Source organism: Bacteroides thetaiotaomicron VPI-5482, from assembly GCF_000011065.1.
In the GTDB taxonomy this organism is placed as follows: Bacteria; Bacteroidota; Bacteroidia; order Bacteroidales; family Bacteroidaceae; genus Bacteroides; species Bacteroides thetaiotaomicron.
In genome coordinates this window covers 3,400,167-3,413,407 of the sequence record NC_004663.1, presented here as the reverse complement: position 1 = coordinate 3,413,407, position 13,241 = coordinate 3,400,167, and the positions used below count along the sequence as shown (strand labels likewise).

Genomic DNA, 13,241 nt, shown 5'->3' with positions numbered 1-13,241 from the left:
TTTTGTTTAAGGTACTGGTCTGTAAACCTGAATCTATTTTATCAGATTCCGGTGTGCAGACTATTTTTCTTATCAGTGTTCCCTCTTCCTCTTTTAAATCCCCATTTTTTTATTGTACTTTTGTGCTTGCAATGAAAAAGTATGTAGATGTCATATTACCATTACCGCTTCCGAAGTACTTTACCTATTCCCTGCCGGATGAATGTGCGGAAGAGGTTGAGATTGGATGCCGTGTGATAGTTCCTTTCGGACGGAAGAAATTTTATACAGCTATCGTTCGTAATGTTCATTATTGTGCTCCGACGGAGTATGAGGTGAAGGATATATCTGCATTGCTGGATGCTTCTCCTATTTTATTGTCCACTCAATTTAAGTTTTGGGAGTGGCTGGCGGATTACTATCTCTGTACACAAGGAGACGTTTATAAAGCGGCACTTCCTTCTGGTTTGAAGTTGGAGAGTGAAACGATTGTAGAATATAATCCCGATTTTGAGGCGGATGCACCATTATCGGAAAGAGAGCAGCGTATTCTTGATTTGCTTTCAGTAGATTCTCAGCAATGTGTCACGAAACTGGAGAAGGAGAGTGGCATGAAAAATATCCTCACAGTCATCAAATCTCTGCTGGATAAAGAAGCCATCTTTGTGAAAGAGGAATTGCGCCGTACTTACAAGCCGAAAACAGAGGCGAGAGTACGATTAGCCGGTTCTGCTGATGAAAAGCGGCTTCATATCTTATTTGATATCCTGTCCCGTGCTCCGAAGCAGTTGGCGTTGCTGATGAAATATGTCGAGTGTTCGGGAATCCTTGGAAGAGAAACACCGAAAGAAGTTTCGAAAAAAGAGCTGTTGCAACGTGCAGGGGTGTCTCCTTCTATTCTGAATGGCTTGGTGGAGAAAAAGATATTTGAGATTTACTTTCATGAAGTCGGCCGGCTGAATCAGGAAATGAAGGAGGTCGTAGAGTTGAATGCCTTGAACGAGTTTCAGCAGCGGGCGCACGATGAGATCGTGCAATCCTTTCAGGAAAAAAATGTCTGCCTGCTTCATGGAGTTACATCCAGTGGAAAGACAGAAGTATACATTCATCTGATAGAAGAAACGATTCGTCAAGGGAAACAAGTATTGTATCTCTTGCCTGAAATAGCATTAACCACTCAAATCACAGAGCGCCTGCAACGGGTATTCGGTTCTCGTTTGGGGATTTATCATTCCAAGTTTCCGGATGCCGAGAGGGTAGAGATATGGCGGAAGCAACTGGGAGATAAAGGATATGATATCATCCTTGGAGTCCGTTCTTCCGTATTTCTTCCTTTCCGTGATCTGGGCCTGGTGATTGTAGATGAAGAGCATGAGAACACCTATAAGCAACAGGACCCTGCTCCTCGCTATCATGCACGGAATGCGGCTATTGTACTGGCTGCCATGTATGGAGCAAAAACGCTTCTCGGCACTGCTACCCCCTCCATAGAAACATGGCAGAACGCAAGGAATGGAAAATATGGATTTGTACAACTGAAAGAACGATATAAAGAAATTCAGCTGCCGGAGATTATTCCGGTGGATATCAAAGAACTGCATCGCAAGAGGCGGATGGTCGGACAGTTCTCGCCGTTACTGATACAATATATGAAAGAAGCACTGGAACAGAAAGAACAAGTCATTCTCTTCCAGAACCGTCGCGGATTTGCACCGATGATAGAATGCCGTACTTGCGGCTGGGTACCGAAATGTAAGAACTGCGATGTGAGTCTGACTTATCATAAAGGTATCAACCAACTGACCTGCCATTATTGCGGCTATACCTATCAACTGCCGAAGTTCTGTCCCGCCTGTGAAGGAACAGAACTGGTCAATCGTGGCTTTGGTACGGAAAAGATTGAAGATGACATCAAAGTCCTTTTCCCGGAAGCGGCTGTTGCCCGAATGGATTTAGACACTACCCGTACCCGCGCTGCCTACGAGAAGATTATCGCCGATTTTGAGCAGGGAAAGACGGACATACTGATCGGTACGCAAATGGTATCGAAAGGTCTGGACTTTGACCACGTAAGTATAGTGGGCATCTTGAACGCGGACACCATGCTCAATTATCCGGATTTCCGTTCTTACGAACGTGCTTTCCAACTGATGGCACAAGTAGCAGGACGAGCCGGGCGTAAAAATAAACGCGGGCGGGTGGTACTGCAAACGAAAAGCATTGATCACCCCATTATCCATCAGGTTATCGGTAATAACTATGAAGAAATGGTAGACGGTCAACTCGCTGAACGACAAATGTTTCATTATCCCCCTTACTATCGGTTGGTGTATGTCTATCTGAAAAACCATAATGAAGCATTGCTGGACCAGATGGCTGCGGTCATGGCAGAGAAACTAAGAACTGTGTTCGGAAACCGGGTATTGGGGCCGGACAAACCTCCCGTTGCTCGTATCCAGACATTATTCATCAAAAAGATAGTGCTGAAGATCGAACAGAATGCCCCGATGGGACGTGCGCGGGAATTGCTACAACGTATCCAGAAAGAGATGTTGGAGGATGAACGCTATAAATCCTTGATTGTCTATTATGATGTAGACCCCATGTAGCACTCGATACAGACCTAATATTTTTCTTATAATAACCTTTATAAATTAACTAACCATGAAACGACTTACGATTTATTGCTTAACATGTCTTATTGGTGTGAGTCCTCTTTTTGCCCAGCAAGGAGTGACTCAGTGTGGAACCCCTACGGGGCAACCGAAATTTCCAATAGAAACTTATCAGGAACTGCCCGACCCTTCCTCCCCCTCTGATAAAGACTGGGCAGCAGTTACCAACCCTCAGATTTCCTGGGGAACTATTGACACCCGCTATGCGAAGCATCGGCTTCCTCAGCTGAAAAAACAGCAGCTTACCACTTTAAAAGGCTGGCGTGGCGAACGTATAAATGCGCAGGCTGTTGTCTGGACCGGCACTGAGGTGAAAGATCTGAACTTCAGCTTTACCGATTTTAAAGATAAAAAAGGAAATAGCCTTTCGGATGAGGCGTTTAAAGCCGGTTTCATCCGTTATGTAATGACCGATGAACTGAATAAAGATGGCAGAGGCGCATGCGGTCACCGTCAAGCAGTGGATTACGATTCGTTGTTGGTAGCCGACCCGATTGATACGAACTTGAAATCAATGTCTGTTCCGGCACGTACTGTTCAACCTATCTGGGTGCAATGCTGGATTCCTCAATCGGCTACTCCCGGAACCTACAAGGGTGCCTTGCTGATAAAAGACGGTTCCCGTCTGTTGCAGCAGCTTAATCTCGAAATCCTTGTTTCTTCCCGTGAACTTCCTGCACCGTCCGAATGGGCTTATCATCTGGATTTGTGGCAGAGCCCGTTTGCCGTAGCCCGTTATTATCAGGTTCCCTTGTGGAGTCAGGAGCATCTGGATGCTATGCGCCCGCTGATGAAAATGCTGGCGGATGCCGGTCAAAAGATTATCACAGCCACTTTGACACATAAACCTTGGAACGGTCAGACTGAAGATTATTTCGAGACAATGGTAACATGGATGAAACGTGCCGACGGCACTTGGGCTTTTGACTATACGGTTTTTGATCGCTGGGTAGAGTTTATGATGAGTGTCGGTATCAATCAGCAGATTAACTGTTACTCTATGGTTCCCTGGGAATTATCTTTCCAGTATTTTGATCAGGCAACAAATTCATTGAAATTTGTGAGGACAGCACCGGGAGAACCTGCTTATGAAGAAATGTGGGTTGCGATGCTTACTTCTTTTTCCAAGCATCTGAGAGAAAAGGGATGGTTTGATATTTGTGCAATTGCGATGGACGAGCGTCCGATGGATGTCATGCAGAAAACGTTGAAAGTAATCCGCAAGGCAGATCCGGAGTTTAAAGTTTCACTGGCCGGTAATTATCATGCTGAGATAGAGCCGGACTTGTACGATTATTGCATTGTTATCGGACAGAACTTCCCGGAAGAAGTACGTCTCCGCCGTGCGGCCGAGAATAAACGTACCACCTATTATACTTGTTGTACGGAAGCACATCCCAATACATTCACTTTCTCCGATCCTGCTGAGGCTGCATGGATGAGTTTCTATTCTTCGAAGAAGCATCTGGACGGCTATCTGCGTTGGGCATACAATAGCTGGCCTTTGGAGCCGTTGCTCGATTCACGTTTCCGCACGTGGGCGGCTGGAGATACTTATCTTGTGTATCCGGGAGCCCGTAGCTGTATCCGTTTCGAACGTCTGATCGAAGGTATTCAGGCACATGAGAAAATAACGATTCTTCGTCAGGAATTTGAGAAGAAGGGAAATAAAGCCGGATTAAAGAAGATAGAGAAAATGCTGGCCCCGTTCAATTTGGGTAATATGCCGGAAATACCAGCAGCCGTTACCGTAAACCGGGCCAATCAGATACTTCATTCGTTTTGATAATAGAAACGAATGAAGCCTGTCAATTATTAAACGTAAATTATGAAGAAAATATTATTTGTCTGCCTCGGAAATATCTGCCGTAGCTCTACGGCGGAAGGAGTAATGCTTCACCTGATCAAAGAAGCCGGACTGGAAAAAGAATTTGTGATTGATTCCGCCGGAATCCTGTCTTATCATCAAGGCGAATTGCCGGATAGCCGGATGCGTGCACACGCTGCCCGTCGGGGCTATCAACTGGTTCATCGCTCCCGTCCGGTGCGGACAGAGGACTTTTATAATTTTGATTTGATTATTGGCATGGACGACCGTAACATAGATGATCTGAAAGAAAAAGCTCCTTCTACGGAAGAGTGGAAAAAGATTCATCGTATGACGGAGTACTGTACCCGCATTCCCGCCGACCATGTCCCCGACCCCTACTATGGAGGGGCCGAAGGATTTGAATATGTGCTGGATGTACTCGAAGACGCTTGCGCTGGTCTGCTTACTTCTTTAACTCAGGATAACTGATCCGTGTGTGATAAGCGATCTTCAGTTTTTCTTTGAATACCGTCTTGATGGTCGCAATGTCCTTGAAAGTGATAGGGCATTCTTTGAAATAACCTTCAGCAACTTGGGAGTCTATAATTTTGTCGACCAGGTTGCTGATAGTTTCTTCCGTATATTCCGGCAGACTGCGTGACGCCGCTTCGACAGCATCCGCCATCATCAGAATAGCTGTCTCCTTTGAGAAAGGATTAGGGCCCGGATAGGTGAACAGTTCTTCATTCGGTTCCTCGTCGGGGTGCTCGTTCTTCCATGAGATATAGAAGAACTTCGTTTTTCCCCGTCCATGATGGGTGCTGATAAAGTCTTTGATTACTTTCGGCAGATTATGCTTGTCCGCCAGTTTTAATCCGTCTGTCACATGACTGATCACGACCTGGGCACTTTGCTCGTAATTCAGATTCTTATGAGGATTGACGCCTCCCGACTGATTTTCCGTAAAGAAAGCGGGATTCTCCATCTTGCCGATATCATGATACAAAGCTCCGGTACGTACTAATTGACTTTTCGCTCCGATACGGATCGCTGCCTCTGCCGCCAGATTGGCTACCTGCATAGAGTGCTGGAAAGTTCCGGGCACGGTTTCGGACATCTGCCGGAGAAGATCACTGTTGATATTGGAAAGTTCGACCAAAGTCACATTAGAGGTAAAGCCGAACGTCTTTTCCAGCAGAAACAGCAACGGATATGTAAACAGCAGCAGAATACCATTAATAAAGAAATAGGTATACATCCGTGCATTCAGCTTAGAGAAGTCATTGGCAAGTCCATTCTCGGTCATTAGCTCGAATGCGAAGTAAATAGCCGCATAAGTCAGTATCACCAATAAGGCCGTGCGGAAGAGCTGTGATCTCTGCGAAAGTTCCCTTAAACTGAAAATGGCAACTAATCCGGCAGCCAACTGCGTCAGAATGAACTCATGCGGAAAACGCAGGGATATAGAGCAGATTAATATCGTAATGACATGTGTCAGAAAGGCAGTTCGTGAATCGAGGAAAACCCGTATGATAATGGGCAGCATCGCGTACGGAATCATATATACATTAAATATATTATGTGATACCATGAAAGCTGTTACTACACTATAAAATACAATCAGTGTAAACAGTAACGACAGGCTGCCTTTGCGCTCATAATAATCTTTTCGGAACAGGTCGAGATAGAGCATAAAGCAAAGCATCAGCATACCGACAAACAAAATCTGTCCGCCAAGAATCAAGCGGCTCTGATCAATGGATTCACTTCGCTTGATAGACTCTTTGCGTAATGATTCCAGAATATTGTACGTTTCGGGGCTGATGATTTCTCCACGGTCTATAATTTTCTGTCCGCTGACGACTAATCCGTTGGCCCAGGAATAGTTGTTCAGCATTTCCTCTTTGGCGGTCTGTGTCCGTTGCTGGTCGAATGTGAGATTGGGCGTGATATATTCGTTTAAAGAACATTGTCTCAGAATCTCACGGTTGAAGTGGGTCGTATCTGCGGAAAGCAAGTACTCATAAGCTTTTTTGACCGTATATATATGATCGGTAGGCTTGGAGTTGGCGAGTTTATCGTCGATGATCATGATTGCCGAAGTACTGTCCTTGTGGAGTTCTTGTATGTTTTCTGTCGAAACGATGCCCTCTCCGTATATTTCTTTTAATGTCCGTTCGATGTATCGCAGATAATCTACGGAAGGAAGTATACCTTTCAGGTGAGTATGGTAATTCTCTTTCAGCTTGGCGATTGCGTCTTTCTCTACTTGTTTGTCAAGCAGATAATATGGTTGGAAGGAAGCCAGCAAACTATCCTGTTCCCGGTTCACCACTGCGTCGTCTTTATAGATCGGAAAGTCAAAAGTGGCTATCAGCTGCCCGTACTTCCAGGGCTTGTTTATGTCAAACTGATAGTTGAATTTTCCGTCACGTGGCAGGAAATAGACAATCAGTGTCACTGTCGCTACAAACAGCAATGATTTATATAATATATCTCTTCTTGAGAACCTCTTTTTCTTCTTCATATGTTCCATACGCATTGAAATTTTTGCGAAAAGTACAAAAAAAAACAATAGTGTGGAAAAAAAGGTTTAATTTTGCCACGATTTACCTATACTAACCCAAATTATGGCAGAAAGAAAAGTAAGAGTTCGTTTTGCTCCGAGTCCTACGGGAGCATTGCACATCGGTGGTGTGCGTACAGCTTTGTATAATTATCTATTTGCGCGTCAACACGGCGGAGACCTCATTTTCCGTATTGAAGATACTGACTCCAACCGGTTCGTGCCGGGAGCGGAAGAGTATATACTTGAGTCATTCAAGTGGTTGGGTATCCACTTTGACGAAGGAGTGAGCTTCGGTGGAGAACACGGCCCGTACCGTCAGTCCGAACGTCGCGAAATCTATAAGAAATACGTGCAGATTTTGTTGGATAATGACAAGGCATACATCGCTTTTGATACTCCCGAGGAACTGGACGCTAAGCGTGCGGAAATTGCTAACTTCCAATATGATGCATCGACCCGCGGGATGATGCGTAATTCTCTGACAATGTCGAAAGAAGAAGTGGACGCATTGATTGCTGAAGGAAAGCAATATGTGGTTCGCTTTAAGATCGAGCCGAACGAGGATGTTCACGTGAATGACTTGATTCGTGGCGAAGTCGTTATTAATTCATCTATTCTGGATGACAAGGTGCTTTATAAGTCGGCTGACGAACTGCCTACTTATCATCTCGCAAACATTGTGGATGACCATTTGATGGAAGTGTCTCATGTAATCCGTGGCGAAGAATGGTTGCCTTCGGCACCGCTGCACGTACTTTTGTACCGTGCATTCGGCTGGGAAGACACGATGCCGGAATTTGCCCACTTGCCTTTGCTGTTGAAGCCGGAAGGAAACGGTAAACTAAGCAAGCGTGACGGCGACCGTTTGGGATTCCCTGTATTCCCGTTGGAATGGCGTCCGGAATCGGGAGAAGTGTCTTCCGGATATCGTGAATCGGGTTATTTGCCCGAAGCGGTGATTAACTTCCTGGCTTTGTTGGGATGGAATCCGGGCAACGATCAGGAAGTGATGTCTATGGACGAGATGATAAAACTGTTCGACATTCATCGTTGCAGCAAGTCCGGAGCTAAATTCGACTATAAAAAAGGTATTTGGTTCAATCATCAGTATATCCAGCTTAAACCGAATGAAGAAATTGCCGAACTGTTTTTGCCTGTGTTGAAAGAGCATGGGGTAGAGGCTCCTTTCGAGAAGGTCGTTACGGTAGTCGGCATGATGAAAGACCGTGTAAGTTTTATCAAGGAACTGTGGGATGTATGTAGTTTCTTCTTTGTGGCTCCTGCTGAATATGACGAAAAGACAGTGAAGAAACGCTGGAAAGAAGACTCGGCAAAATGTATGACTGAGTTGGCGGAAGTAATTGCCGGCATCGAGGATTTCAGCATTGAAGGTCAGGAGAAAGTAGTGATGGACTGGATTGCTGAAAAAGGTTACCATACAGGTAATATAATGAATGCTTTCCGTCTGACACTGGTAGGCGAAGGTAAAGGTCCGCATATGTTCGATATTTCCTGGGTGTTGGGCAAGGAAGAGACATTGGCTCGTATGAAGCGCGCCGTAGAGGTACTTAAATAATTAGGATTTGTAAATTATGCTTTACAATCTGGCAATAGTTATTTATGACCTTTTGGTTCATTTTGCTGCTCCGTTCAGCCGTAAGCCCCGAAAAATGATGAAAGGGCATTGGGTGGTGTATGAACTTCTACGACAGCAAGTGGAGAAAGGGGAGCAGTATATTTGGTTTCACGCTGCTTCGCTTGGCGAGTTTGAACAAGGGCGTCCATTAATAGAAATGATCAGGGAAAAATATCCCGATTATAAGATATTGCTTACATTTTTCTCTCCGTCCGGTTACGAAGTGCGCAAGCATTACCGGGGAGCGGACATTGTCTGCTATCTGCCGTTTGATAAACCGCGGAATGTGAAGAAGTTCCTGGATATTGCAAACCCGTGCATGGCATTCTTTATCAAGTACGAATTTTGGAAGAATTACCTGGATGAGCTTCATAAGCGTCGCATCCCGGTGTATAGTGTTTCTTCCATTTTCCGTCGCGATCAGATATTCTTTAAATGGTATGGTGGGACTTATCGTAATGTGCTGAAGGATTTCGATCATTTGTTTGTGCAGAATGAGGCTTCCAAACGCTATTTGTCGAAGATTGGCATTTGTCGTGTGACAGTGGTGGGAGATACCCGTTTCGACCGTGTGTTGCAGATTCGGGAAGAGGCCAAAGACCTTCCGTTGGTGAAAATGTTTAAAGGAGACAATGCCTTTACGTTTGTGGCAGGCAGTTCTTGGGGACCGGATGAAGATTTATTCCTGGAGTACTTCAACACCCATCCGGAAATGAAGTTGATCATCGCTCCGCATGTGATTGATGAAAATCATCTGGTGGAGATTATCAGTAAACTGAAACGTCCTTATGTACGCTATACTCGTGCTGACGAAAAGAATGTACTGAAAGTTGATTGCTTGATTATCGATTGCTTCGGACTGTTATCTTCTATTTACCGCTATGGAGAAGTGGCTTATATCGGAGGTGGTTTTGGCGTCGGTATTCATAATACGCTGGAAGCTGCTGTATATGGCATCCCTGTTATCTTCGGACCGAAATATCAGAAGTTTATGGAAGCAATCCGGTTGCTCGAAGCTAAAGGCGCATACTCAATTAAAGACTATCACGAGTTGAAAACCTTGCTGGACCGTTTTCAGGCAGATGATGTTTTCATGCGTGAGACCGGTGCGAATGCTGGTTATTATGTGACCAGTAATGCCGGAGCTACGGAGAAGATTATGCACATGATTAACTTTTAGAGATGGATAAGGTTGGGCGTCGCCTGAAAAACAGGTAAGCCCTATCATTTCGCTCTGCTGTTCTGAGCTTGTCGTCTCGTTTTTCTTAAAGAAGAGAGATTCGTCAATGAACTCAGAATATAACAGAATAAGATAAGAATAAGGAGATGTGTCAGAACTCCCCTTTTAACGAATTCATCTTCGCCACAACTATCTGTAGCGAAGATGATTTTTAATTTATAAGGGTTTCGATACACCCGCTTACCAGTACATCTTTTGAAAATGCTGGTATTCTATTTATTTATTTCCTGTTTTAATAACTCTTCCAGTTCTTTTCGTGTCACATGGGTGAATCGTTTCACTATATTTCCTTGCTTGTCTATCACCAAATACATGGGCAAACCTTTCATCTGAAAATGTTTCCAAAGATAACCCCATTGCTTTTCGTTTAACCAATAATGTTCACCGACAATGTCTTGTATGAGTATTTTCCAAGTCTTTTCGATGGAACTGGGGCCAGTTAGGTAGACAAAAGCTACGTTTTCGCCTAATTCTTTTTTAATAGGTTCATATTCTTTAATCGTCCTTCGGCAGCCACCGCACCAGGTAGCCCAAAAGTCAATGAATTGTACTTTTCCTTTATGGCGGTCGACGAGAGCAGACAGTAATTCTTCTTCTGATACTTTAGGTGCTTCGCAGACAGAGTATTTCTTTGTTGTCACTTTTGCGCGTGGTTGCATCTGTCGGTTCATGTCTTGAATGATTCCTAAGAAAATCGGGTTTGTAATTTCCGTTGCCATAGCTTCTTGTTGAGTGGTCAGTGGTTTTAAATTATATAGGCTGGAGCGCATATAGATTGCCCGTATATAATCGACCATTAAACAAGTGCTGTCTTGCATGATATGGCTCAGATACTCCTTCGCTTTGGTGAATAGTTTCTGACTGAATTCATTATATTCTTTGGGGTATTTTGCAATAAGCGCGATCAGCTCGCTGCCTTGTTGGAAGGGGATACCTGTTTTGAGAGCTGTCTCGTATTGGCGAATAAGCGCTTGTTCCTCCTTTGTAAGCGCTGCTTTTGATAGTAAATACTTCTCAAATTTTAAAGGATCATGATGTAGCTCATAGAGTTCTCCTGAGATCACGTTGCGGTAATTGTAACAATAGAGCGCTAAGGGATGATTGACAGGGAAACTCTTTAGGAAATCATAGAAATTGGCAGGAAAATCAAAATTGGCAAAGGCTGTACTGGCTTGTTCACGCGTGATGTTTTCCTTCTTCTGATAAGCCGTTTGCAGACAATAACGGGTTGCATTCAGATTCTCTATGCAATCGAACGCACATGAGAGATTGGCAAGTGTGCGGGTATCTTCACTAAATTGCGTTTTTGTGTTGTTGTGTGCCACGCACTGTTTGTATTGGTCGATGCAGCGTTTCTTAAATTCATTGGCGCTGATGCCTGCAATAGAATCCAGTATGTCGCCATTTCTATAAACCGGAGCTATTCTTGTAATCAATTCTGGCTGGCACCATTCATTATTGATGGTAGCATATTGTCCGCTGAATACAAATTGTTTTCCTTGCGGATTGCTTAGATTGACCGCTACATTAGTTTCTTTATCGGGACTTAGCAGAATGACTATATCGGCTTTCCCTATCGTCATCCGTACTTGTGTGTTATGATAGAGAGGAATATTGATTTTGAAGCTTCCGTCTGCTTCGATAGTCGGGAAGAGGGTTTCGGCTGCCCCCATCACAATATTAGGAGCTCCGATTTTGAGGTCCGGATGATCATCAGGGCTATAATTAGCTATTGTGCCGCTTAGTATGGCTTTTCCTTTTTGATATTCGGGACTCCGTAATTGTGCTTGTACTATGTTGAATAGCAGGGACAAGAAAAGGAAGGTAAACAGTCTGTTCATAATAGTTCTTTGATTGCATTTATAATTTCTTTATCTGTATTCTCTGTGCTATATCCTCTGATTATTTTTCGTATGATTCGTTTCTGGTCCAGTATGAAAAAGAAGGGCGCAGCCCCACCTGTCTGGTATTGTTTGATAACTTCGTTCGTGGCATTTAGAATCGTATAATTCAAATCTTTCCGTTTGGCGTAGTTTCGGATGGCGGATGCATTGTGGCTCCAGGATTCTATAGCAATGAGATCAAACTCCTCGTTGCTGAATAACTCTTTTAACTTTTTCAGAAAAGGTACAGCTGCCTGGCAGGCGCCACAGCCAATGCCGGTGAAATTGATTAGTATGACTTTGCTTTTGCAGTTGGCAAGTGATAAAGACTGTCCATCTATATTTTCTAATATCCATCCCGGAGCTTTTTGGCCTGTGAGTCCGGATGTGGATGGCGAGTCTCCGCTTTTCTTGTGGAGATCGCTGTATTTAACTGTTTCATAATCTTTGGGGAAATAATCATTGATGTTAAAGTCTCTGATGTTGAGCTTGTTAATCTGAAGGTTGGAACAAGTTGAAACGGAAATATCATGTGACATTTCCCTTCGCTCCTTAAAAGGTAAATTATCCGATTTATTAATCCATAATTCATAAATAGAAGTCGTATTGCCGATATCGAATGGGGGAAGAGGCATGTGGAAGGCTTTTCCAAAGAATTCAACCTGTTGTTCCTCATTGATTGTTAGTTTGAAATAGTAATCATTACCCTCGTCTTTCAGTTCTATGGTGATATTATCATCAGTGGTAAGCGCATACTTGATGATGTTCTTTGCGAAATTGAAGAATGGAGGTCTTACTAGCCTGAAAGGGAGTGGTTTGAATGTGAAGTCATCAATTACTAACTTTTTATTATCGTGATAGGCTTCTACTCTTACGTTACCATCATAACAAAAGTTTAGCTTTGTAGTATCCTTGGCATCCAGTGAAACATAGCTTGCGCCGATGGTTGAATCTATGGGGTGATTATATTCTTTGATGAATCCATGTAGAATGGATAATGCGGTGGAGTCCCCGGGTTGCCAGCTTTCGTTAGCAACATAATATGTTGCGGATTCAATTTTCTCTAGATTGGCAAATACCTTTTTTAAATAGTCTCTCTCTCTGTTTTGAGCATTGACTGCCGGCATTGTTGCAAAAAGGAGAGTAATAAGCAGTAGTTTTGTTTTCATGATTGATCGTGGAGTAGTATGTTTTCTATAGTTAGATGTTTTTATTCTGTTTGATTACAAATCTACGAATAATTCGTAAATTAGAGGCAGGCAATTGGTTAAATAAAACAAATGAATACATGAACTCCTTCATGGATATTAGCTGATCCAATACGCTCCTTTGCTAATTTTTCAAAGATCAGAGATGCATTGAATATAGTACCCTGAAAACACATGAACTTACTAATGATCTGGAACCTGATATTTATATTATTCATGTGAATCAGTAGTTGAATGTTGT

8 protein-coding genes are annotated in these 13,241 nt (G+C 43.5%); 5 read left to right on the top strand and 3 right to left on the bottom strand.

The window, feature by feature from the left end:
• Window positions 1-131: 131 nt before the first annotated feature.
• From priA to BT_RS13935, 3 genes are read left to right on the top strand one after another with little or no spacing between them, the layout of a single operon-like run.
• Window positions 132-2,588: a replication restart helicase PriA gene (gene priA, locus BT_RS13945; RefSeq protein WP_011108457.1), complete on the top strand. Its 2,457-nt coding sequence runs from the start codon at window positions 132-134 to the stop codon at window positions 2,586-2,588.
• 55 nt (window positions 2,589-2,643) lie between these two features.
• Window positions 2,644-4,440 (top strand): DUF4091 domain-containing protein, encoded by a 1,797-nt coding sequence (locus BT_RS13940; RefSeq protein ID WP_011108456.1) that lies wholly within the window; start codon window positions 2,644-2,646, stop codon window positions 4,438-4,440.
• A gap of 42 nt (window positions 4,441-4,482) precedes the next feature.
• Complete coding sequence (locus tag BT_RS13935; protein WP_008765417.1) at window positions 4,483-4,953, top strand: low molecular weight protein-tyrosine-phosphatase; 471 nt, start codon at window positions 4,483-4,485, stop codon at window positions 4,951-4,953.
• Here the strand turns inward: BT_RS13935 and BT_RS13930 are convergent.
• Window positions 4,928-7,000 (bottom strand): HD family phosphohydrolase, encoded by a 2,073-nt coding sequence (locus tag BT_RS13930; protein ID WP_008762019.1) that lies wholly within the window; start codon window positions 6,998-7,000, stop codon window positions 4,928-4,930. The two genes, BT_RS13935 and BT_RS13930, sit on opposite strands and share 26 nt — an antisense overlap.
• 94 nt (window positions 7,001-7,094) lie before the next feature.
• Here BT_RS13930 and gltX point away from each other — a divergent pair, with 94 nt between their 5' ends.
• Window positions 7,095-8,609: a glutamate--tRNA ligase gene (gene gltX, locus BT_RS13925; RefSeq protein WP_008765418.1), complete on the top strand. Its 1,515-nt coding sequence runs from the start codon at window positions 7,095-7,097 to the stop codon at window positions 8,607-8,609.
• 16 nt (window positions 8,610-8,625) lie between these two features.
• On the top strand, window positions 8,626-9,849 hold the full coding sequence (locus BT_RS13920; RefSeq protein ID WP_008765419.1) for a 3-deoxy-D-manno-octulosonic acid transferase: 1,224 nt from the start codon (window positions 8,626-8,628) through the stop codon (window positions 9,847-9,849).
• Between the two features lie 272 nt (window positions 9,850-10,121).
• On the opposite strand, the gene BT_RS13915 is transcribed toward BT_RS13920, so the two are convergent.
• Both BT_RS13915 and BT_RS13910 read right to left on the bottom strand, forming a co-directional pair.
• Window positions 10,122-11,750, bottom strand: a complete 1,629-nt coding sequence (locus BT_RS13915) for a TlpA family protein disulfide reductase (RefSeq protein ID WP_008765420.1) — start codon at window positions 11,748-11,750, stop codon at window positions 10,122-10,124.
• Window positions 11,747-12,961: a peroxiredoxin family protein gene (locus BT_RS13910; protein WP_008765421.1), complete on the bottom strand. Its 1,215-nt coding sequence runs from the start codon at window positions 12,959-12,961 to the stop codon at window positions 11,747-11,749. The genes BT_RS13915 and BT_RS13910 overlap by 4 nt, the downstream gene beginning before the upstream one ends.
• Between the last annotated feature and the right edge of the window lie 280 nt (window positions 12,962-13,241).